We start from the raw sequence: 22,335 nt of genomic DNA, 5'->3' as shown, positions 1-22,335 counted from the left end.
GACATCCCCAGCGGGGAGAAGCCACTGAAATGCCATGCACACTTCATGACTTCGAGTTCGCCGACCTCCTTCTGACCAGGGAACTTCTCTTTTTCGAATTCTCTGATCGGGAGATTGAACCCACGAAACCACCTCATCCGTTGACCCGGACAGAACCGGGTAGTCACCACCCCAGGGGGACGCCGCATGACGCAAGACCAGGCCGCCGACACCACCCTGACGGCCACCGGCCCGATGGTGGCCGTGTCCGATCTGCGGCGCAGCTTCGGCAGCGGGGAGCGGACCGTCCACGCCCTGCGCGGCATCGACTTCTCCATCGAGCGCGGTGAACTCACCGCGCTCAAGGGCCGCTCCGGATCCGGCAAGACCACCCTGCTCAACCTGGTCGGCGGCCTGGACGCGCCGACCAGCGGCAGCATCGCCCTGGACGGCATCGACCTCGGCGGCCTCGACGAGGACGGCCGGCTCGCCCTGCGGCGGGAGCGGATCGGATTCGTCTTCCAGTCCTTCGGACTGATCCCGATGCTCACCGCCGCCGAGAACGTCGGCGTGCCGATGCGACTGCGCAAGGTCCCGCCGGCCGAGCGCGAGGAGCGCGCGCACACCCTGCTCGCCCTGGTCGGCCTCGCCGACCACGCCAACCAGCGGCCCGGCGAGCTCTCCGGCGGCCAGCAGCAGCGCGTCGCGATCGCCCGCGCGCTGGCGAACGACCCCGGCCTGATCATCGCCGACGAGCCCACCGGCCAGCTGGACTCGGAGACCGGCCGCTCGATCATGGAGCTGCTGCGCGCCGTGGTCCGCAGCGAGGGCGTCACCGTTCTGGTCGCCACCCACGACCCGACGCTGATGAACCTCGCCGACCGGGTCATCGAACTCCACGACGGCCGGATCGTCGAGGAGGGCACGGAGCAGGCCGCCTGACGACGGCGGGCCAGGGCTACGGGGGACTGCGGGGGACTGCGGGGGACTGCGGGCGGGACTGCGGGCGGGACTGCGGGCCGGGGTGCGGCGGGCGGTGCAGCCGACCGCACCCCGCGGCTCGGCCTCGCCCTGATGCGCATGCGCCTCCCCCGCGTTCCCGGTTCGGGAGAGTACGGCGAGCGGCACGCCGACAGCCGTATTCGGCTTCGTGAATTCATGTGCGCATCCATGCGGCCGTACGTCATTTCCCGGTCTCTGCGCGTGAGCTGGTGAACCGTCGAATCGCGTGCCGATTGTCAGTGGCATCGACTACGGTCCAACGCACGTCGCAGGAATCCGCTCCACCGGGAGGTTCGATGACGATCTGCCGCCGCTTTCTCCACCGTCTCCGCGCGCTCTTCGCCCTCCGTGCGCTCCAGCGCCCCCGCCCGCCCCGGAGCCCGGGCCGCCGCACACGACTGTGGTGGCCGACGGGATCGTCGACCACCACAGCCCCGGCCTCAACGGCCGGTCGTTCGAGGGGAGATCCCTCAGGCCGCCGGGAAGATCTCGGCGTCCGGCTTGAGCAGCTGGCCCGGCTTCGGCGCGGTGCCGTCCACCAGGTAGCGGGTGACCAGCGCGTTCAGCGCCTTGCTGCGGCCGACGGCGCAGTGCTCGATGGAGTCGACGCTGACCAGCACGGCGTTGCCCAGCTCCTGCTGCATCCGCTGGGCGAACTTGTACTGGGTGGCCGGGTCGTAGAGGTTGCCGATCACCATCACGGTGTTGGAGGTCTTCTTGTTCCAGGGGCCGGTGAAGCGCTCGGCGTCCCGGGCCGGGGCCGGCCAGCTCGCGCACGCCGGCGCGTCGAAGGCCTGGTAGCGGCCGAAGGTCGGCGACTCCTTCTCCCACGCACGGGCGGCGTTGGCGAACACCCGGTCGTTCGACGGGTACGGCTTGTCCTGGCAGTTGACGCCCATGTAGGAGTCGTCACCGGCGTACTCGGAGTCGGCCGGCGCCTCGCGCAGCGCGCGCGGCACGTTCACCGTGAGCTGGTTGGCCTCGTCGTCGGAGACGTTCGCCTTCGGCGCCACCAGGGCGGCCGCGGCCGGCTTCTGCATCACCTGGTAGGTGGCCTGCAGCGACTTCGCCAGCGGAGCCAGCTTGGCCTGCGAGTACAGCGCGCTGGCCACCTCGCTGGTGAAGCTGCTCAGCGTCACCTGGGAGCCGTTCGACAGCGTGATCGGGCTGGCCCGCAGGTGGTCGCGGAGCGCGTCGAACTTGGCGCGGGTGTCACCGTCGCCGAAGGCGCAGCGCGGGGCACCGGCGGTCTGGCAGCGCTTGAGGAACTCGTCCAGGGCGATCTCGAAGCCGCCGGCCCGCTGGCGGTCGTACTCCAGGCCGTTGTGCAGGCGCAGGTTGGGGTCGACGTTGCCGTCGACGATGACCGCGCGCACCTTGTTCGGGTACATGGCGGCGTAGGTGGACCCGATCAGGGTGCCGTAGGAGAACCCGGCGAAGGTCAGCTGGGAGTCGCCGACGGCGCGGCGCATCCGGTCGAGGTCACGGACCACGTTGATGGTCGACATGTGCTCGATCAGCGGGCCGGCGTTCTTGCTGCAGGCGTCGGTGTAGTCCTGGTCGGCGTCCAGGGTCTCGTCGACCTCGGCCTTGGTGACGGGCACGCCCACCATGCGGTTGTTGACCGCGTCGGCCTCTTCCTGGGTCTTGAAGCACTTGAGCGGGTTGCTCCGGGCCACCCCGCGCGGGTCGAAGCCGACCAGGTCGAACTTGGACTGCACCTCGGCGCCGAAGCGGGTGGTGGTCGCCCACAGGTAACCGCTGCCGCCGGGGCCGCCCGGGTTGAGGAACAGCGAACCGATCCGCTTGGCCGGGTCGCTGGCGCGGTGCCGCATCATGGCGATGCCGACCTTCTGGCCCGACGGGTCGTCGTAGTCCAGCGGCACGGGGTAGACGGCACAGTCGAAGCCGCCCGGGTCCGGCTTGGTCGGGTCGGGGTTGCAAGGCTTCCAGTCGATGGGGTCGACCTTCGCTTCGGCGGCCGCCGCACCCGGGGCCTGGTCGATCGGCGCGGCCGAGGCGGCCACAGCGGTTCCGGTGACAAGGGCGAGCGCGCAGGTGACCGCTCCGGCCAACGTGGATATGCGGGACAAGGAACCTCCTCCGTACTGAAAGGGCGGCCCCAGCCTGTCAGTCTGAGATCTCCCTGTGAAGACCTCGTGGCGGCGGAATTGTTCCTGACTTTCCTGTCGTTCTCCCCCGGAACATTCTGTGAATGAACCAACTTGACGGTTGATTGACCTGATGGTGGTTCAAGCAAACCCGCTGGATGAACGGCGACGGTCGACCGGGCCGTGGGCTTTCGGTGTCACCCCGGCCCGAGCAGTTCACCGCCCTGGACGGAACCGCCTACCCCCACCTTGCCCAGGCCTTCGCCACCGGCGAGGGCCTGGACTCCGAGCAGCGCTTCCGGAACACGCGGCGCATCCTGCTGGCCGGCTACGCCGCGGAGTTGGCCATCGGGAAGGGGGAGTCCCGGCGAACCCGGAACCCGCTAACCGCCGGTCGCGCCGCGGAGGGCAGCCGCCACCAGCCCCTGGAGTTCGTCGGGCCCGGTCTCACCGCCGCCGACCAGGCGGTCGAAGACCAGCCCGTCGATGCAGGCCAGCAGGGTGGCGGTCCGCCCGTCCGGATCGGCCACGCCCTGATCCGCGAGGAAGGCCCGGACGACGGCTCGCCCGGCGTTCTCCCGCGGCACCAGGATCTCCCGCAGCTCGGGGTCGCGCACGCTCTCCACCGCACAGGCGTACCGGGCCAGCGAGCGCCGCCGCCCCTCGCCGGTCAGCCGATGACGCATCAACTCCCGGATGCTCTGCACCAGTTCGTCCGCCGAGCGAAGCACCGCCCGCTCCCCCAGGGCCTGCAGCTCGCCCTGGTCCAGTTCGACCAGCCGTCGCACCAGCGCGGTCAGCAGCGCCTGCCTGGTCCGCAGATAGGCCGAGGTGGTACCGACCGGCAGCCCGGCCGCCGCGTCCACCGCCCGGTGGGTCAGCCCCCGCACGCCCGCGTCCGCGAGCACGCCGATCGCCGCGTCCGCCAGCACGGTCCGCCGGTCCGGCCTCGCGGCAGCGCCCGCGCCGCCCCGCTCCTGCCCCTTCCCCTCGCCCTGCCCCTGGCCCCGGTCCCGATCTCGCCGCATCCCCCCTTTCTACCGGAGCGGCACCCCGCCCCCAGCACCCGCCCACCAGCCCCGCCCCCACCCGTCCACCGCTTCCCGTAAGCCCGTAGTACGCTCCTTCTACAGCTGTAGAAGGCGGTGCGACGACAGGGGAGGGACCGGGCATGAGCAGCGGCAACAGCGCGGTGGTGGTCGGGGGCGGGATCGGCGGACTGGCCGCCGCGATCGGGCTCCGGCTGGCGGGATGGCAGGTGACCGTGATCGAGCGGGCAGCCGTCCTGGACGACGCCGGCGCCGGGATCTCCCTGGCCGCCAACGGGATGCGGGCACTCGCGGCGCTCGGCGTGGCGGAGGCGATCGAGGCGGCATCCCGGCGCCAGTACACCGGCGGCACGCGCACACCGGACGGCCGCCGCCTCGCCGCGATGGACGGTGCGGCGCTGGAGCGCGAGCTGGGCGCGCCGATCGTCGGCATCCCCCGGGCGGACCTGCACCGGATCCTGCGCGAGGCCCTGCCCGCCGAGTCCCTGGTGATCGGCGCGGAGGTGACGGACCTCGACACCAGCGCCCCCGAGCGGATCAGGGTGAGCCACGGCGGCAGCACCGTCGCGGCCGACCTCGTGGTCGCGGCCGACGGCATCAACAGCCGGATCCGGCGCCGGCTCTTCCCGGCCCACCCCGGGCCGGCGTACAGCGGCTCGACCGTGCTGCGGGCGATCACCGAGCGCCCGGTCGACGGGCTGACCACCGACTTCGAGCTGACCTGGGGCCACGGGGCCGAGTTCGGCCACATCGCCTTCCCGGACGGCCGGGCCGAGTGGCACGCCGTCCTGAACGCTCCGGCCGGGGTCCGCTACCGGGACCCGCTGACCGAGGTCCGCCGCCGCTTCGCCCGCTGGCACGACCCGATCCCCGCCCTGCTGGCGGCGACCGCCCCGGAGGCGGTGCTGCACCACGACGTCAATGCGCTGGTCACCCCGCTGCCCTCGTACGTCGCGGGCCGGGTCGCGCTGCTCGGCGACGCGGCGCACGCGATGACGCCCCACCTCGGCCAGGGCGCCTGCCAGGCCCTGGAGGACGCGGTGACCCTCGCCGCCGCGGTCGCCGCGGGCCCGACGGTGGAGGGCGCGCTCGCCCGCTACGACGCGGCCCGCCGCCCGCGCAGCCAGACCGTGGCCCGGGACGCCCGCCGGGCCGGCCAGATGGGCCAGCAGCTCGCCCATCCGCTCGCGGTCGGCCTGCGCAACGCCGCGATCCGCCTGACCCCGCCGGGCGCGATGATGCGGACCGTCCTCAAGCACGCCGACTGGACGCCGCCCCGGATCGCCCCGGGCGCCGGGGCCTGACGGGCCGCGCCACCGAGGAACGGCACCACCGAGGAACGGCACTCCAGCAGGCGGCGGCGCTCCGCCGGAGGGCTCCGGGCGGCGAGCGGCAGGGCAGTGCAATCGGGATGCATCCGGAACAAAGTAGGATGACTCAACTCCCGCGCTACGCGCGAAGAGTTCCATAAATGTTCCATTTGCCCGATTTACTACCGCTTCACACGCCCGGAGCCACCCTCATGGACAACACGTCCACCGCCGACACCGCCGCCGGCGCGATAGAGACGCGCGGAATCGAACCCGTCCCCGACCACGAGCGTCAGGGCAGAGTCCGCGAGCTCTTCCCGACCTGGGTCGCGGCGAACATCAGCGTCCTGCTGCTCACCATGGGTGCCGCCCTGGTGGTGCTGAACCAGCTGAACTTCTGGCAGGTCCTGATCGTCGCCGCGTGCGCCGCGCTGGTCTCGTTCGGCCTGGTCGGCGTGCTCTCGGTCTCCGGCAAGTGGGGCGGGGCACCGGGCGCGACCCTCTCCCGGGCCACCTTCGGGGTGCGCGGGAACCTCTTCCCCGGCGCGATCCTCTGGATCGCCCGGTTCGGCTGGGAGACGATCAACGCCGTCACCGGCGCCTACGCCGTGCTGACCGTGCTCGACCTGCTCTTCGGCGTCAAGAGCAACACCGCGCTGATCGTGGTCACGCTGTTCACCTTCGTCGCCTGCACCTTCCTGGTCTCCGGCATGGGCCGGAAGGCGCTCAACGTCTGCAACACCTGGTCGACGTACCTCTTCGGCGTGTTCAGCGTGCTGGTGCTGGGCTACCTGATCGCGACCATGCACTGGAGCGAGGTCTTCTCCAAGCCCGCGGGCACCACCGCGATGATGATCGCCGGCATCGGGACCATCGCCGCCGGCGGCATCAGCTGGGTCCCCACCGGCCCGGACTTCGCCCGCTACCTGCCGCACTCCGCCTCCGGCAAGAAGATCGTCGGCGTGACGGTCTCCGGCGCCGGCCTGGTCATGGTGCCGATGGTGCTGATGGGCGCCGTGATGGCGGTGGCCTCCCCCGGCCTGGCCCAGGCCGCGGACCCGGTCTCCTTCCTCGGTGACCTGCTGCCGACCTGGCTGGCCGTGCCCTACCTGCTGACCGCGATCGTGGGCATGCTGCTGATCAACAGCCTCTCCATGTACTCGGCCGGCTTCACCGCGCAGACCATGGGCGTCAAGCTGCCGCGCGCCCTGGCCGTCAGCATCAACGCCGTGATCTCGCTGGTCGGCGGCCTGCTGCTGATGCTGGTCGCGAAGAGCTTCCTGGGCTCCTTCATCACCTTCCTGATCCTGCTCGCCGTCTCCTTCTCGGCCTGGATCGGCGTCTACGCGGTGGACATGTTCCGGCGCCGGACGCGCGCGGTGCGCTACGACGCCGCCGCGCTGATGGACACCACCCGGAACAGCCGCTACTGGTACGCGGGCGGCTTCTGCTGGCAGGCGATGGTCTCCTGGGTGCTCGCGCTGCTGTTCGGGCTCGCCTTCACCAAGTGCGACTGGTTCGCCGGCCCGCTCTCCGACACCCCCGTCGGCAAGTACGGCCTCGCCTGGGCCGCCACCATCGTGATCTCCGGCGTGATCATGGCCGTGCTCCCCACGCCCCGCGAGAACACCCCGGCCACCGGCGACCAGCCGGCCGCCGAGCAGGCCACCGCCGGTTCGGCCGAGCGGACCGACCAGGTCACCGTCTGACCCCGGCCAGACCTCGGACCCGAACCCCGGGCCCGCACCCCGGACCCGCACCCCGGACCGCCCGGTCGCAGCGACTCAGCCGAGTCGAGGCGACCGGGCGGTCCCGTTGTCGTCCGCCCGAGCAGCACTCCCCCGCAGAACGACGACCGCAGGTCTCAGCGGGCCGCCGGGCTGCCGACGCGCAGCAGGTTGCCGCTGCGGTCGACGAGGGCGAACTCCCGCGTCCGGTGGTCGGTGCCGTTCACCGGCGTCAGCCGGCTGCCGGTGGCCGGGTCGGCCGGAACCCCGATCCGTTCCCACTCCCGGTGCCAAGCGTCCGCGTCCCGGACGTGGAGGTAGCAACTGCCCGCGGTGGCCAGCGGGTCCACCCCCGGTTCATGGCGGAAGTGCAGTTCGACCGTGCCCCGGACGACGATCAGGTAGCCGTCCGGCCCGTCCCAGCGGCCCCGGGGCTCGAACCCGAGCCGCCCGTAGAACTCCTGGGTCTCGTCCAGGTCCCGGCTCGGCAGGACCGGAGCCGCGTATTCATCCATGCCGCCACCCTATCCGCCGCCTCGGAACGGCGTGTTGACAGGGCGTCAGGCCGTTGCGCTCGGCACCTGTCACGACCTACGGGAGGAGGAGGTGCTCGAACTGCTCAGCGCCTCCTCTCGTACCTGGCCAGGAGCACGCCCCCGGGGAACGTCCGCGTCTCCACCAGGTTCAGGTTCACCCAGCCGTCCAACGCGGTGAAGAACGGTGTGCCGCCGCCCACCAGGACCGGATGGGTGGCGATCACGTACTCGTCGATCAGCCCGGCGCGCATGGCGGCCCCGGCGAGCGTTGCGCCGCCGATGTTCATCGGGCCGCCGTCCTCGGCCTTGAGCCGGGTGATCTCGGCGATCGCGTCGCCGGTGACCACGCGGGTGTTCCAGTCGACCTCGTCGATCGTCGAGGAGAACACCACCTTCGGCGTGTCCCGCCAGTTCCGCGCGAACTCGATCTCCGCCGGGGTGGCGCCGGGCCGCTGGTCGCCGGTCGGCCAGAAGGAGCTCATCGTCTCCCACAGCTTGCGCCCGTACAGCGACAGGTCGCTCGCCTGCTCCAGTTCCAGCCACCACTGGAAGAGCTCGGGGCTCGGCGGTCCGCTCCAGCCGATGTCGTCGCCGGCCGCGGCGACGTAACCGTCCAGGGTCAGGTTCATGCCGTAGATCAGTTTCCGCATGGTTCGGCCTTCCGTCCGTGGATGTCCGGGGTAAGGACCAGCGTGGCGCGGGAAGCTCATCGGCGCACGGACCCGGGACCGGTCGTGGGTGACGAGCCCCGCCGACGGCAGGCCTCGCCGGGCGCGGCCGGTCCGGCCGCCCGTGCCTCACCCGCCGTCCAGCAGCGCCGCCGGCTCGAGCGTCGGCAGCCGGGACAGCGCGTCGAGCAGGGAGGCCCGGCCGCCGTGCGTCACGAACAGATCGGCCCGGCGCGGCAACGCGGGCTGCGGTACGTGCTCGACGACGCTGATCGCGCAGACCGCCGCCGTGATCTCCCGGTGGCCGCCCGCGACCGTACCGCGCAGGCCGGACATCCTGGTCGTCAGGGTGCCGAGGCTCACGTAGACGAGCGGGCGGGCGGAGGGCGGCCGGTCCAGCCCGGCCGGGAGCTCGGTGCGGAACTCCGCGACGGTGCGTCGGACGGCTCGCGCTGCGGGCGCCGGCGGCCCACGGAAGAACCACGGGAGCTGCGCACCCGGGTCGCTGCACTCGGCGATCACCAGGTCGGGCCGCGAGCGCGTCCACGCGGCGATCAGGTCACGGGCCTTCGCCTCGGCGTGGTCCGGCCAGGGCCGACCGAAGACGTAGCGGTTGAAGGACGCGTTCCCGGCCTCCCGCCAGATCCCGCTCGCCGCCCGCTCGACGGTGACGGCTGTCCGTAGTGCCATGGGGGCTCGGAGGTAGGGGTGGGTGTCGCGGCGCACCGTCAGTGCCGGGCGAGGCCGGCCTCGCAGGAGAGGTCCGGGTCCACCGGGGCGCCGAGGACGAGGATCCGGAGGGCCGCGCCGACGCGGACGACCAGGAGCCGGGCGATCCTGCGGGGCGTGCCGGGCATGGTTGTTGTCCCTTGCTCTCGTGCTCTCGTGCTCTCGTTCTCTCGCCGGAGGGCCTGGCCGGGGTGTCACCAGGAGGTGGCGTCGTCCATCGACTGCTGCCAGTAGGTGACCTTGAGGGAGTCGTCCACGTAGACGCCCTTGGCGGGCAGCGAGGGCTGGGCCCCGGCGCCGACGCTCTCGTTCCCGGAGGGGCCGTGGAAGTAGACGACCAGGGAGTTCACCGTGTGGCCGTTGGTGCTGTCGGTGCCGTCGGTGGAGGACAGGTTCACGGAGGCGAAGCCGGACTCGCCGGGCTTGAGCGTGACGACGGCCTGCGGCTTGGAGTCGGTGATCACCGGGGGCACGGACTGGGCCTCCCCGAACCGGACCGCCGGGTAGCCGTGCAGGTAGCAGCTGCCGCTGCCGGTGTTGGTGACCGTGAGCAGCATGTGGTTCACGGGGCGGTTCAGCGGGGCGGCCGTCGTCCGGGTGTTGTCGCCCGTGCAGGTCACCGGCCTGGCCGCCTCCGACGCCTGCCCGCCGGACGACTTGGGCGCGGGGGCGTTCGCGCCGGGCTTCGCACCGGTGGAGGCGGACCCGGCGGCCGAGGGCGTTCCGGTGCCGCCGGCTCCACCGGTGGTACCGGCGCCACCGGCGCCACCGGCCGGAGCGGCGGGCGCCGCCGTGCCGGACGAGGGCGAACCGGATCCGGTGGCCCGGAGGGTCGGGCCGGTCGTCGTCGCGATGTCCCCGGCGTCCCCGTCGCCGGTGCAGGCGGAGACCGACAGGGCGGCGAGCGCGACGCCCACGGCGGCGGTGACCAGCCGGGTGCGGGAGGTGCGGGAGGTACGGACGGACATCTGCTCGGTCCCCTTCGGCAAGCGGTCGAACCGTTCGTCGACCGGATGACCGAAGCCTGCGCAACGGTCCGTCCCAACCGCCAGACCGCACGCCCCACTGGGGACACTGGAACGGCGAAAAGGCCTCTGACCTGTGGGAACGAGGCACCCCTGGAACGCCGAAACGGGACACCGAGGAGGGGTTGCGGGCCCTCGCGGCCCGCCGTCAGTGCGGCTGCCGGTCGGACAGCTCGTTCTCCCGCGTCGCCCGGAAGGCAGCGCGCCACGCCGCGTCGAGGCCCTCGCGGGCCGCGGCGATCCCGGCGGCGGTGTTGCCGCCTGGTACGGCCACCCGCTCGATCACCTCGGCCGGCGTGGCGCCGCCGCCGACCAGGCGGCCCGCCGCCTCCAGGCTGCACATGACGAGCCGCTCCGCCAGCTCCCTCGACAGCGGGGCCCCGCGCTCGCACCGGGCCCGGACCATCGACGCCGCGGCCTCGGCCAGCAGCGCCGGGCCGCAGGACGCCAGGTCGGTCGCGGCGCGGCCCTGCTCCTCGCCGATGACGAACGGGGTGGAGAACGAGCGCAGCAGCCCCAGGAGGCTCGCGGTCGTCGCCTCGGTCATCCCGGGCCCGGGCACCAGGAGCGTCGCACCGGTGCCGATCTCGTTGCCCGCGCTGGGGATCAGCTTGGCCACCGGGCCCGGCACGGCCTCGGCCAGCGCGGACAGCGGCTGCCGGTTGCTGATGGTGACCACGACGTGGTCAGCGGTCAGTCCGGGTCGCAGTTCGTCCACGACGGCGGGCAGGGCCGACTGCGGCGTGCACAGGACGATCAGCGCCGCGGCGCCGGGCAGCTCCCGCACGGACGTGATCCGCGCACCGGGGACGGCCCGCTCGAACCGCTCGACGCTCGCGGCGGAGCGCCCGCCGGCGTGGAGGCCGCCCGGCCCGACGGCCCGGCCGAAAGCCGCCGCCAAGGTCCGGCCCATGCGGCCCATGCCGACGATTCCCACCGTTCGAAGCTCGCTCATGGCCGCAAGCATCCCAGATGCCGATCACCGGTCTCCGGCCACCGATCACCGATCACCGATCACCGGCCGCAGCGCCGAGGGCCCGAACGCGCGACCCACGCCACCGCCCCGTGTTGCCGCCCGTGTTGCCGATCAGTGTTGCCGCCCCGGAAACGGGGGCGCAACGGGGGCCGGACTGTCCATGCTGTGACGCACCGTCAGCTCGGTCCGACTGGCGGGAAGGTCGTGGTCGGCGGAGGCCGCCACGGATCGAGGAGGTTCACGGTGCGGCGTGCGCTGCTGTCGACCAGGGCGACCCTGGTCCTGCTGATCGGCGTGCTCACGGGGATAGGCGCGGGCGTGCTGGCCGCCGCTGGGGGCGTGCACGCGGCCCAGTGCGTGCTGTACGGTGCCGGGGCCTTCGGCGTCGGCGTGCCCTTCGTCGACCGGCTCGTCGCCGGTCCGGAGCAGGAGCCCGCCGAGAAGGCTCCGGCCGAACGGGCCCCGGCCGGAACGGAGCCCGCCGGAACGGGACCGGCCGGAACGGCGCCCACGTCCTGACGCCGGCGCGGCCCGGGCCCCGGGCTCCCCGGTTCCCGGGCCGCGACCGAACCGACCAACCCACACTCCGATACACCGATACACCGAGACTGCGAGGATGGTGCCGTGGTGGAGCCCGTAGGACGCCGGGGGTGACCGGGTGGGGAACCTGCAGCCGCTGAGCCCCGATCTGAACGAGGAGTGCCGTGCCTTCGCCGAGGCCCTGCGCAGCCTGTTCGCCGGGCTGTGGCCCACGGTGTCGGTGCGCCGCTACAGCTCGCGCCGGCACCTGAGCCCGGGAGCACTGTCCCGCTACCTGTCCGGGCAGCGGATCCCGTCCTGGCAGTTCGTCCAGGACCTGCTCACCGACGTGGGTGCGGACCGGGGCACCGTCGCGACCCTGGAGACCGTCGAGCTGCTCCGTTCCCTGCACGCGACTGCGCTGCGGACCAGTGCCTCGGTGGGCCACGCCGTACAGCAGCTGCAGTTCCAACTGGCCGAGGCCGACCGGCTGTCGCGGCGCTCGGCCGCCCACAGCGACGTCCTGGGCGACGCCCTGCTCGACAAGAACCACCGCATCGCCGATCTGGAACTGCGCCTCAACCAGTTGGAGAGCGACTGGGCGCGGGAGCGCGCCCGTGCGGACGAGATCGCCGTCTACGTCGACGACCGCGCGGACCTGCTCCTGGAGAAGCAGGACCTGGAGAAGGAAGTCGCCCGGCTGGAGACCGAGTTGGGCGAGGCGCTCCGGCGCCGGCTGGCCGCCGAGGCCCGCTGCGAGCTGCTGGAACGCCAGCTGATCGCAGCGGAGCAGCAGGCCGGCGAGGACCCGCTGCGGATCGAGGCGGCCATCACCGCGACCGCCGTCCCGACCGTCACCGGTCGGCCCAGGGTCCTGGTGGTCGACGACCAGCCCGCGAACCTGGTGGCCCTGGAGGCCGTCCTCGCGGCCGCCGACTGGGACGTCCTGGCCGTCACCTCCGGTCCGGACGCGCTCAAAGCACTGCTCCAGCACAACGACATCGCCGTCATCGTCCTGGACGTGCAGATGCCCGGCATGGACGGCTATGCGACCGCGGCCCAGATCAAGGGCCGCGCACAGACCCGCGACATCCCGATCATCTTCGTCACCGCGATCGGCTCCGACCCGGAGAACACCCTGCGCGGCTACGACGCCGGGGCGGTCGACTTCATCGTCAAGCCCTTCGACCCCTGGCTGCTGCGCGCCAAGGTCACCGCCCTGACCGGCATGTACCTGAGCTACCGCGGCACCCCCCGCCCCGCCCCCGCGGACCGGCCCCCGCACGCCACCACCGACTGGCTCCTGCCCTCCACCCCCGCGCCCGCTCCCCCGCACCAGCCGCTCTGACCACACCTTCGGGCCGAGCCGCCCTGTCCGGGCAGAGCCCTCGTGGTCGGGCTGCCGGCTGGGACGGTCAGCACGGTGCGGTGGGGCTACGGGTGACGCGCGCGGTCGTCCAGTCCGTCGTTCCCCGGCCAGGGCTGAACTCGAGCCGCTGGGAGTCACCGCCCAGGAGTTCGGCGCACACCGTGCCCTCGGCGTTCACGGAGCCGTCCACGTTCAGCAGCGTGACGACGATGCCGAACTGCCTGGCGAGCCCGGTGTTCGGATCGTGCGAGGTCACATCGAGGAGGAGGTCAACGGTCATGGTGTCGGCGGGGTTCGCCGGGCTCATCCTGACGCTGTAGTCGCCGACCGTGTAGGCCTGGGCGAGCGCCTTCCGCTGCGCTGCCGCCGTCCTGACGGCAGCCGCGGGAGCCGAGGCGGACGCAGCCGCCGACGCGGACGCCGAGGCAGACGCCGATGCCGATGCCGATGCCGCAGCGGAGGCCTCGGCCCGCGCAACGGCCGGCGCCCCGGCGGACGCCGGCGACGACGCCCCCGCGCCGACCGGACCGGAACCACCACCCGTTCCCTGCCGCTCCAGCGCGGCTGCCAGCACACCGTCGGGGGACGCCGCCGGCTCCGGCCTGCCGTCCTCCGGAGTCAGCTCCTGGGCGCTCACCGGACCGATGTGACAGGCCAGATCGCGATCGGTGACGCTGTCCAGGATGCCGTCGGCGGCGATGGTGTGCCGACCGGGCGGCACGTAGTAGAGCATGCGGCCGGCATCGAAGGCATGGCGCTCCGCACTCGTGCAGGCGAGGTCGATCGTGTACGCCAGCATCCGGGGAGAACGGTTGTCGACCGATATCGCGCACCGGTCCGTTCGTATCCGACCGCCCAGGACGGGATCGGTGCCTTCCGACGCACACAGGATGAGTCCCACCTCCGCGCCGTGGTCCCGATCCGCCACCGAGGAGGAGCAGCCGGACAGCATCGTGACGGCCGCCAGTGCCGCGGTGACGCAGGCGGAGGTGACGGCGGAGGCGGAGGCGGAGGCGGAGGCGGCCATGGAAGCACGGCGCATGAAGGGGCGCTCCTCAGCTCGGGCGGGACGACGCCGACATCCTGCCGCAGAACGCACCCCACGGGTGGGGTGATACCGGATGCCGGGCGCCGACCCCGTGCCGCCACCGGAGCGCGGTCGCGATCAGCTTCGGGGCGTCATCCCGTCGAGGAGGTGGGCGAGTTCGGCGGGCCGGGTGAACATGGGCCAGTGGCCGGAGTCGATGTCGACGAAGTCGACGTGGTCGGCCCGGGCGAGTTCCGGGGCCTCGCCGGCGGCGATCCACTCCCGGGCCTGCTGCGGGGTGAACTCCGGGCAGACCACCACGACCGGGACCTGATGATCCGACACCCGCCTACGCCGCCCGACGCGCAGCCCCCGGAGATGTACGCCCAGGAACGGCCGGCGGCCGTCCCGTTCCCGTTCCGGGTCGAGGGCGGGCCGGAACTCCGGGCTGCGGTCGCCGCCCTGGCCGCCCGTCTCTCCGCGGCCGTGTCCGGACCTGCGGGACCGTCCCGCTCCTGATCACCGAACCCCGTTGCGGCCCGCAGCACTTGGCGCCCGCCGCCGCTGCTGGCAGGATGCCGGGACGACGGGGCAGTGGACGAACCACCGGGGGGCGACTGTGAGCATCCACGTGAGCTACGAGCTGACGGCCGACGAGGAGTACCGCGGGGTACGGCGGGCGTACCGGCGCCGCTTCGCGATGGTCCGGGCCTGCTGCGCGGTGCTCGCGGCCTGCGGCGTCGCCCTGTTGGTGACAGGTGGTCAGCTGGCGCTCGGCGTGGCACTGGTGGTGGTCGCGCCGCTGCTCGCCTTCTGGCAGTCGTTCGTCACCAGGCTCCGCGTCGCCCGCCACCGGGCGGAGTACCCCGGCCCGCTGACCATCACCTTCGCCGACAGCGGCTGCGCCTTCACCACGGGGAACTTCCGGCAGGCGTTCTCCTGGTCGCGCTTCACCCGGATCACGGACGACCGGGACCACCTGTACCTCTATGCGCGCGGTGAACTTCCGGTGGCCGTACCGAAGAGCGAGTTCCACCCCTACGAACTGGGCGAACTGCTGCGGGTTTTGGGGTCCAGGCCAAACTACCGCCCGCCCCGGCGCCATTCCTGAGGCACGGTCGGACGGAGTAGCCGCGCGGTCGCACGGCGGTCGAGGGCCCCGGCGCTCCGCGGACGGCCTGGTCCGCGTCCGTGGCGGCGTGGTCGGCCTTGCGGCGCTGGTCGAGCACGACGGCGAACTGCTGCCCGGCCGTCGCATCTCGCCCATCCAGGCGGTCAGGTGGTCGTCGGTCGACTCCCCCGCGTCCAGGCCGGCCGAGGAGACGTCGTCGTAGGGGCGCACGGCGTCCAGGTAGCGGCGCTGCCGGGCGGTCAGGCGGGAGGTGTCGGCGCGCAGCGGGCGGGCGTCGGCGTCCCCGCGTCCGAGCTGTGCCCACCGGCGGTGGCCCACCGGCCCGCTGGCATGTCCGCGGCCGAAAGTTCGCAGGTCAAAGCTCTGTTCATGCGGCCCGGACCGGTCTAGCATTCCGGGTCACAGCAGCCCCACCACCCCCTTGCGGGGCTGCTGGGCAGACCGGCCACGCCCCCACGTCGGCCGGTGCCTCCCACGGCCGGGACCGCGGGCCTCCCCCGTCCCCGCGGTCCCGGCCGGCCCGTACGCTGTCGGCGGTGGCCGCGACAATCGGCCACCGACGAGCGGACGGACGGACGAGCAGGCGCGGAGTGGCGGAAGTGAAGGAGCTCGCGGGGGACTTCGGCCACCACGCCGGGCGCCGTCGAGCCCACCGGGCGCTGACCGACCGAAGGGGCCCTACCGCGCCACCGCCGCCCGGCCTGCCTCCCGGGCACGGGCGACCGGGGCGGCTTGACCAGAATCTGATGAGGCGCCATATTACTTTCATGACGCAGCACCCCGAGGCCGGTCCCGCCGCCCCCAGCATTGAGCAGGCCCGTCGGCAGATCGCCCGCTACGGCCTGTCGGCCGATCCGCAGGCGATCCTGGTCGCGGCCCGGCTGATGGCGGCGGGGGCGCGGCTCGGGCAGGCCGGGGAGGCGCACTTCGGTCGGTTCGGCCTCTCGACCGGCCGGTACCGGCTACTGGCGGACCTGGAGGACCACGGCGGCGAGAAGTCACCGTCCCAGCTCGCGGCGACCCTCGGGGTCTCCCGGGCGACCGTGACCGGCCTGGTCGACGGGCTGGAGCGGGAGGGGCTGGTGGTCCGCCGGCCGTCGACCGAGGACGGTCGCGGCAACGTGGTGATCCTGACCGCGCGCGGCGCCGACCGGCTGCGCGAACTCGCCCCCGAGCACTTCGCCCGGATGCAGTCGATGGTCGGCGGCCTCAGCGTTGAGGAGCGCGCGACCTTCCTGGACCTGCTGGGCCGGATCGTCGCGGGCATCGACGCCCTCACCGAGGACTGACGCCCCACATCGAGGACCGACACCCCGCCCCGAGGGCGGCAGGCGCCACCCGAGCCCGCGGCGGGCCGCCGAGCGGTCCGCCTTTTCTTCACCCCAATAGTTAGGTACCTAAGTACAAATACTTAGGCACCTCACCAGATCCATCGAGGAGCAACCGTGAGCAAGAAGGCCCCCGGGGCACCCTCGCCCTTCGTCCTCTGGCGGGAGGTCCTGACCTCCTACGCGATGCCCGCCGTCAGCGCCGGGATCGGCGGCGCCGTCACCCGGCAGCCCCAGCTGATCCTCGCCGCCTTCACCACCATCGGCGGCACCTCCGCCCTGGTGGCCGCCGTGCTCGGCGCCGCGCTCCGCCGCCGCCCGGCCCGGACCACGCCGCCCCGGACGCCCCGGGCGCTCGCGGCCGCCGCCTCCGGACTGCTCGCCGCAGCCCTCGGCCTCGCCGTCGGCCTCGCCGCCGCCCGCTGGCTCCCGCACCTCCCGCCGCTCGCCGCCAGCCCCTGGCCACGGCGGCTGCCCATCGACCTGCCGGTCTCCTCGGCGATCGCCGGGACCATCACCACCTGGCGCTGGCGCGGCAGCCGGCCCACCCGGGTGCCGCAGCACCGGTTCCCCACCAACACCAGCACCACCACCCCCCGACCCGAAAGGCAGACGTCATGATCGTCATCATGGGCGCCGGTGGCGCCACCGGCGGCGCCACCCTGCGCAGCCTGGCCGCCCTCGGCGCACCGACCCGCGCCCTCAGCCGCGACCCCGCCCGACTGGCCGCCGCGCTGGACGACCACACGCTCGCCCGGACCACCACCCTCCCGGCCGACGCCGCCGACCCGGCCTCACTGCGCCGGGCGTTCCAGGGCGCGCACCAGCTGTTCCTCACCATGGCCAACGGCCCGCGCCAGGTGCAGTACGAACTGGCCGCGATCGAGGCGGCCGTCGACTGCGGCGTGGCGCACATCGTCAAGGTGTCCGCCCCGGCCGCGGAACCGGACTCCCCGGTCGCCGTCTCCCGGGGCCACCACCTGATCGAGGAGCACCTGCGGTCGCTGCGCGTCACCACGACCGTCCTGCGGCCGTACGCCTTCCTGCAGAAACTGCTGCTGCTGGCGCCCGGCGTGGCGGCCGGCGGGGTGCTGCACGGCGCGATGGGGCAGGCCCGGTGCAACTACGTGGACGTCCGGGACATCGGCGACGCCGCGGCGGAGGTGCTGACCCGCCCGGAGCTGGCCGGCGGCAGCTACCCGCTCACCGGCGGGCGCGCCTACAGCTACCCGGAGCTCGCCGCCCTGCTGGGCGAGCTGCTGGGCCGGCCGGTCCGCTACCTGGACCTGGCGCCCGGCGAACTGCACGCCCACCTGGTCGGCCGGGCCGGGATGCCGGACTGGCTGGCCGCCCACGTGGTGGAGATCCAGCAGCTGGCGGTGGTCCGCAAGGAGGTGCCGGACGACACCTTCACCCGCCTGACCGGGCGCTCCCCGCGCAGCCTGGCGGCCTTCCTCGACGAGCACCTGCACCTCTTCCACTGACCGTCCGGCTTCCACTGACCGTCCACCTTCCACAGACCGTCCACCCCCGGCGGGCCGGGCCCGGCACCACCCCGGCCCCGGCCCGCCACCCGGATGGAGCAGCATTTCCTGTGGCGTGGGTCACGATCGGAAAATCGATCTGACGATCCGTCAATTCGACTGACGCGTCGTCACATCAATACGAACGGGCATCAGTTGTTGCCTGATATGACGTCAGATTCGGCCGTTCAAGGCCAAGTTGGGCCTTCTGCGGCCCACTGCCGGTTCGCCGCCCCGGGGCTACCATCGGTCGGGTTGTCCGTTCCGGCCCCGGAGCGGGGTCACCCGTCGAACAGGTGATCCCGCCGCCCCAGGGGCCGGACATCGGTAGGAACGGGGCGAGGACAGAGGAGCGCACGGCCTGCCATGACCGCTGAACCGAGCCACCCGAAGCAGAACGCCACGCCGCCGCGGCCCGCGCCGGAGCCGGTGACGGACTCCACGCCGCCGCGGCCCGCGCCGCCCCGGGCCCTGTTCCCCGGCCGCCCGGCCGCCGCCCCGCGCACCCTGGTCGACGTGCTGGACGCCACCGTGCGCGCCCACCCCGACGAGCCGGCCCTCGACGACGGCCGCACCGTGCTCAGCTACCGGGCCCTGGCCGCCGAGGTCGAGCAGTTGCGCCGTCGCCTGTCCGCCGCCGGGATCGGCCCGGGCGACCGGGTCGGCGTCCGGGTGCCCTCCGGCACCAACGACCTGTACGTCTCGATCCTCGCCGTACTCGCGGCCGGCGCCGCCTACGTCCCGGTGGACGCCGAGGACCCGGACGAGCGCGCCCAGCTGGTCTTCGGCGAGGCCGCCGTGGCCGCCGTCCTCGGCGCCGGGCGCGCCCTGAGCGGCACCGCGGAGCGCGCGCCCGCCCCGGAGCGCCGCCCCTCCCCCGCCGACGACGCCTGGATCATCTTCACCTCCGGCTCGACCGGCAAGCCCAAGGGCGTCGCGGTCACCCACCGCAACGCCGCCGCCTTCGTCGACGCCGAGGCCGCGCTCTTCCTCCAGGAGGAGCCGATCGGCCCCGGCGACCGGGTGATGGCCGGCCTGTCGGTCGCCTTCGACGCCTCCTGCGAGGAGATGTGGCTGGCCTGGCGGCACGGCGCCTGCCTGGTGCCCGTCCCCCGCTCCCAGGTGCGCAGCGGCGCCGACCTGGGCCCCTGGCTGGCCGAGCAGGAGATCACCGTGGTCTCCACCGTCCCGACCCTGGCCGCGCTGTGGCCGGCGGAGGCGCTCAACGAGGTCCGGCTGCTGATCTTCGGCGGCGAGGCCTGCCCGCCCGAGCTGGTGCAGCGCCTGGTCACCGAGGGCCGCGAGGTGTGGAACACCTACGGCCCGACCGAGGCCACCGTGGTCGCCTGCGCCGCCCTGCTGACCGGTGACGGCCCGGTCCGGATCGGCCTGCCGCTGGACGGCTGGGACCTCGCCGTGGTCGACGAGGCCGGGCAGCCGGTCGCCCCCGGCGGCACCGGGCAGCTGGTGATCGGCGGGGTCGGCCTGGCCCGCTACCTCGACCCGGAGAAGGACGCCGAGAAGTACGCCCCGCTGCCCTCGCTGGGCTGGGAGCGCGCCTACCGCAGCGGTGACCTGGTCCAGGCCGACCCGGCCGGCCTGCTGTTCCTCGGCCGCACCGACGAGCAGATCAAGCTCGGCGGGCGCCGGATCGAGCTCGGCGAGGTGGACGCCGCGCTGCAGGCGCTGCCCGGTGTGGCCGGTGCGGCCGCGGCCGTGCGGACCGCGCGCGGCGGCAACCAGCTGCTGGTCGGCTACCTCGTGGTCCAGGACGGCTTCGACCGCGAGCGGGCCGTGGAGCGGCTGCGCGCCGAGCTGCCCGCCGCCCTGGTGCCGCTGCTCGCCCCGGTCGACACCCTGCCCACCCGCACCTCCGGCAAGGTCGACCGCAACGCCCTGCCCTGGCCGCTGCCCGAGCTGGAGGCCGCCGGGCCGGGCGAGCGGCTGTACGGCACCGAGGCCTGGCTGGCCGAGCAGTGGTCGGAGATCCTCGGCGTGCAGGTGGCCGGGGCCCGGGACGACTTCTTCGCCATCGGCGGCGGCAGCCTGGCCGCCGCCCGGCTGACCACCCTGCTGCGCACCCGTTACCCGAACGCCGCAGTGCTGGACATCTACCAGCACCCGACGCTGCGCAAGCTCGCCCGCCACCTGGAGCGCACGGCCACCGCCGACGGCGAGGCCCGTACCGTCACCCTGGTGCCGACCAGGGCCAAGCTGCTCCAGCTGCTCCTGCTGGTCCCGCTGTTCACCGTGGTCGGCCTGCGCTGGACGGTCGCCCTGCTGGCCGCCGGGAACCTCCTCGCGCACGTCGGCGACTACCCGTGGGCGCCCACCGCCTCCTGGTGGGCGGTCGGTGCGGGCGCGCTGCTGCTGTACAGCTCGCCGGGCCGGCTCGCGATCGGGGCCGGCGGCGCCCGGCTGCTGCTGCGCGGCCTGCGCCCCGGCCGCTACCCGCGCGGCGGCGCCGTGCACCTGCGGCTGTGGGCGGCCGAGCGGCTCACCGAGCTGAGCGGTGCGACCGAGCTGTCCGGCGCCTGGCTGGTCCCCTACGCCCGGGTGCTGGGCGCCAAGGTCGCGAAGGAGGTGGACCTCCACTCGCTGCCGCCGGTGACCGGGATGCTCAAGCTGGGCCGGGGCTGCGCCGTCGAGGCCGAGGTCGACCTGTCCGGCTACTGGCTGGACGGCGACCGGCTGGAGGTCGGCCAGATCAAGGTCGGCGCCGACGCGGTGGTCGGCACCCGTTCGACGCTGCTGCCCGGTGCCCGGATCGGCAAGCGCGCCCAGGTGCTGCCCGGCTCCAGCGTCACCGGCCAGGTGCCGACCGGCCAGCGCTGGGGCGGGGCGCCCGCCGTCAAGCTGGGCCGGGCCGAGTGGTCCTGGCCGACGGAGGCCCCCGTGCGCCGACCCGTCTGGGCCGCGCTGTACGGCGCCGGCGACGCCCTCATCGGCCTGCTACCGGTGCTGCCCGCCGCGGCCGCCCTCGCCGTGCTCTCCCGGTTCGTCGAGCAGGGCGCGGACCTCGGTGCGGCCCTCGGCGGCGCCCTGCTCGGCCTGCTGCCCGCCACCCTGGCGTACGGCACGCTGTACGCGGCGCAGCTGGTGGTACTGGTCCGGGCACTGAGCACCGGTCTGGTGCCCGGGGTGCACCCGCTGCACGGCCGGGTCAGCTGGCAGGCGTGGACGGTCAGCCAGCTGATGGACCGGGCCCGCGAGGTGCTCTTCCCGCTGTACGCCGGACTGGTCACCCCGCTGTGGCTGCGGGCGCTGGGGATGCGGGTCGGCCGGGGTGCCGAGGTGTCCACGGTGCTGGCGCTGCCCAGCCTCACCACCGTCGGGGACGGCGCGTTCCTGGCCGACGACACCCTGATCGCCCCGTACGAGCTGGGCGGCGGCTGGATGCGCCTGGGCGAGGCGAAGGTCGGCGACCGGGCCTTCCTCGGCAACTCGGGGATGACCGCGCCGGGCCGCTCGGTGCCCAAGCGGGGCCTGGTCGGCGTGCTGTCGGCGACGCCGGCGAAGGCGAAGAAGGGCAGCTCCTACCTGGGCATGCCGCCGGTGCGGCTGCCGCGCGCGGCCGACCGGGCGGACCAGAGCCTGACCTACGAGCCGCCGGCCCGGCTGCGCTGGGCGCGCGGGCTGGTCGAGCTGGCCCGGCTGCTGCCGGTGCTCGCCTCGGGGGCGCTGGGCCTGCTGACCGTGGCGGCGCTAGCCTGGCTGGCGGACGGCTCCCCGCTGGCGGCGGCGCTGCTGTCCGGCCTGGTGCTGCTGGCGGCGGGCGGGGTGGCCTGCCTGGTGGCGGTGGCCGCGAAGTGGCTGCTGGTCGGCCGGTTCCGGGCGGTGGAGCACCCGCTGTGGAGCGGCTTCGTGTGGCGCAACGAGCTCGCCGACACCTTCGTCGAGGTGCTGGCGGTGCCCTGGCTGGTCGGCGCGGTGCCCGGCACCCCGGTGCTGAACCTCTGGCTGCGCGCGCTCGGCGCCAAGGTCGGGCACGGCGTGTGGTGCGAGAGCTACTGGCTGCCGGAGGCTGACCTGGTCACCCTCGGCGACGGGGTCAGCGTGAACCGGGGCTGCGTGGTGCAGACCCACCTCTTCCACGACCGGATCATGCGGATGGATACTGTGGTCCTCCGCGAGGGCGCCACCCTGGGCCCGGGCGGGATCGTGCTGCCCGGCAGCACGGTGGGCGAGCGCAGCACGCTGGGCCCGGCCTCGCTGGTGATGCGGGCCGAGTCCGTCCCCGCGGACACGCGGTGGCTGGGCAACCCCATCGAGGCGTGGCAGACCACGTCGTGACCACCCCTCCCCCTGGTACGACCACCCCCACC

General features: G+C 73.6%; 20 protein-coding genes and 1 pseudogene. 11 read left to right on the top strand and 10 right to left on the bottom strand.

The annotated features are described in order from the left end of the window. Window positions 1-186: 186 nt before the first annotated feature. A complete protein-coding gene (locus ACZ58X_RS17335) occupies window positions 187-921 on the top strand; it encodes an ABC transporter ATP-binding protein (RefSeq protein WP_470334479.1) in 735 nt (244 codons plus the stop codon). Between the two features lie 530 nt (window positions 922-1,451). On the opposite strand, the gene ACZ58X_RS17330 is transcribed toward ACZ58X_RS17335, so the two are convergent. Both ACZ58X_RS17330 and ACZ58X_RS17325 read right to left on the bottom strand, forming a co-directional pair. Then, entirely contained in the window at window positions 1,452-3,074 is a 1,623-nt protein-coding gene (locus ACZ58X_RS17330; protein WP_470334478.1) for an alpha/beta hydrolase, read from the bottom strand. A gap of 401 nt (window positions 3,075-3,475) precedes the next feature. After that, window positions 3,476-4,120, bottom strand: coding sequence for a TetR/AcrR family transcriptional regulator (locus ACZ58X_RS17325; RefSeq protein ID WP_470334477.1), 645 nt, complete (start codon window positions 4,118-4,120; stop codon window positions 3,476-3,478). Window positions 4,121-4,263: 143 nt separating this feature from the next. On the opposite strand from ACZ58X_RS17325, the gene ACZ58X_RS17320 reads away from it, so the two are divergent. Together ACZ58X_RS17320 and ACZ58X_RS17315 are read left to right on the top strand one after the other, a co-directional pair. Beyond that, complete coding sequence (locus ACZ58X_RS17320; protein WP_470334476.1) at window positions 4,264-5,445, top strand: FAD-dependent monooxygenase; 1,182 nt, start codon at window positions 4,264-4,266, stop codon at window positions 5,443-5,445. Between the two features lie 218 nt (window positions 5,446-5,663). Next, a complete protein-coding gene (locus tag ACZ58X_RS17315; protein WP_470334475.1) occupies window positions 5,664-7,160 on the top strand; it encodes a purine-cytosine permease family protein in 1,497 nt (498 codons plus the stop codon). A gap of 155 nt (window positions 7,161-7,315) precedes the next feature. Here the strand turns inward: ACZ58X_RS17315 and ACZ58X_RS17310 are convergent, their stop codons facing one another. From ACZ58X_RS17310 to ACZ58X_RS17285, 6 genes are all read right to left on the bottom strand, one after another. After that, on the bottom strand, window positions 7,316-7,693 hold the full coding sequence (locus tag ACZ58X_RS17310; protein ID WP_470334474.1) for a bleomycin resistance protein: 378 nt from the start codon (window positions 7,691-7,693) through the stop codon (window positions 7,316-7,318). Window positions 7,694-7,797: 104 nt separating this feature from the next. Beyond that, a complete protein-coding gene (locus tag ACZ58X_RS17305; protein ID WP_470334473.1) occupies window positions 7,798-8,364 on the bottom strand; it encodes a dihydrofolate reductase family protein in 567 nt (188 codons plus the stop codon). Between the two features lie 147 nt (window positions 8,365-8,511). Further along, window positions 8,512-9,072 (bottom strand): hypothetical protein, encoded by a 561-nt coding sequence (locus tag ACZ58X_RS17300; RefSeq protein WP_470334472.1) that lies wholly within the window; start codon window positions 9,070-9,072, stop codon window positions 8,512-8,514. A 38-nt stretch (window positions 9,073-9,110) separates the two neighbouring features. After that, window positions 9,111-9,239, bottom strand: a complete 129-nt coding sequence (locus ACZ58X_RS17295; protein ID WP_470334471.1) for a hypothetical protein — start codon at window positions 9,237-9,239, stop codon at window positions 9,111-9,113. A gap of 66 nt (window positions 9,240-9,305) precedes the next feature. Then, on the bottom strand, window positions 9,306-10,079 hold the full coding sequence (locus tag ACZ58X_RS17290; protein WP_470334470.1) for a DUF4232 domain-containing protein: 774 nt from the start codon (window positions 10,077-10,079) through the stop codon (window positions 9,306-9,308). 205 nt (window positions 10,080-10,284) lie between these two features. Next, window positions 10,285-11,091, bottom strand: a complete 807-nt coding sequence (locus ACZ58X_RS17285) for a pyrroline-5-carboxylate reductase family protein (protein ID WP_470334469.1) — start codon at window positions 11,089-11,091, stop codon at window positions 10,285-10,287. 264 nt (window positions 11,092-11,355) lie between these two features. Between ACZ58X_RS17285 and ACZ58X_RS17280 the strand changes: the two genes are divergently transcribed. Continuing rightward, complete coding sequence (locus tag ACZ58X_RS17280) at window positions 11,356-11,631, top strand: hypothetical protein (protein ID WP_470334468.1); 276 nt, start codon at window positions 11,356-11,358, stop codon at window positions 11,629-11,631. Between the two features lie 139 nt (window positions 11,632-11,770). Next, a complete protein-coding gene (locus ACZ58X_RS17275; RefSeq protein ID WP_470334467.1) occupies window positions 11,771-12,979 on the top strand; it encodes a response regulator in 1,209 nt (402 codons plus the stop codon). A gap of 67 nt (window positions 12,980-13,046) precedes the next feature. On the opposite strand, the gene ACZ58X_RS17270 is transcribed toward ACZ58X_RS17275, so the two are convergent. Together ACZ58X_RS17270 and ACZ58X_RS17265 are read right to left on the bottom strand one after the other, a co-directional pair. Further along, the gene (locus tag ACZ58X_RS17270; RefSeq protein WP_470334466.1) at window positions 13,047-14,042 is read right to left on the bottom strand and encodes a hypothetical protein; all 996 of its coding nucleotides are present in this window, start codon (window positions 14,040-14,042) and stop codon (window positions 13,047-13,049) included. 123 nt (window positions 14,043-14,165) lie between these two features. Then, window positions 14,166-14,357, bottom strand: a pseudogene (locus ACZ58X_RS17265) (hypothetical protein); the annotation flags it as partial. Between the two features lie 289 nt (window positions 14,358-14,646). Between ACZ58X_RS17265 and ACZ58X_RS17260 the strand changes: the two are divergent. From ACZ58X_RS17260 to ACZ58X_RS17235, 6 genes are all read left to right on the top strand, one after another. Further along, entirely contained in the window at window positions 14,647-15,138 is a 492-nt protein-coding gene (locus ACZ58X_RS17260; RefSeq protein ID WP_470334465.1) for a YcxB family protein, read from the top strand. Between the two features lie 88 nt (window positions 15,139-15,226). After that, window positions 15,227-15,361 (top strand): hypothetical protein, encoded by a 135-nt coding sequence (locus ACZ58X_RS17255; RefSeq protein ID WP_470334464.1) that lies wholly within the window; start codon window positions 15,227-15,229, stop codon window positions 15,359-15,361. Window positions 15,362-15,926: 565 nt separating this feature from the next. After that, window positions 15,927-16,448: a MarR family winged helix-turn-helix transcriptional regulator gene (locus ACZ58X_RS17250; protein WP_470334463.1), complete on the top strand. Its 522-nt coding sequence runs from the start codon at window positions 15,927-15,929 to the stop codon at window positions 16,446-16,448. 156 nt (window positions 16,449-16,604) lie between these two features. Beyond that, window positions 16,605-17,108: a hypothetical protein gene (locus tag ACZ58X_RS17245; protein ID WP_470334462.1), complete on the top strand. Its 504-nt coding sequence runs from the start codon at window positions 16,605-16,607 to the stop codon at window positions 17,106-17,108. Next, window positions 17,105-17,971, top strand: a complete 867-nt coding sequence (locus ACZ58X_RS17240; protein WP_470334461.1) for an NmrA family NAD(P)-binding protein — start codon at window positions 17,105-17,107, stop codon at window positions 17,969-17,971. The genes ACZ58X_RS17245 and ACZ58X_RS17240 overlap by 4 nt, the downstream gene beginning before the upstream one ends. A 405-nt stretch (window positions 17,972-18,376) precedes the next feature. Continuing rightward, window positions 18,377-22,303, top strand: coding sequence for a Pls/PosA family non-ribosomal peptide synthetase (locus ACZ58X_RS17235; protein ID WP_470334460.1), 3,927 nt, complete (start codon window positions 18,377-18,379; stop codon window positions 22,301-22,303). Window positions 22,304-22,335 lie beyond the last annotated feature (32 nt).

Source organism: Kitasatospora sp. NPDC040550, from assembly GCF_055594965.1.
This window is presented reverse-complemented; position numbering and strand designations above follow the sequence as displayed.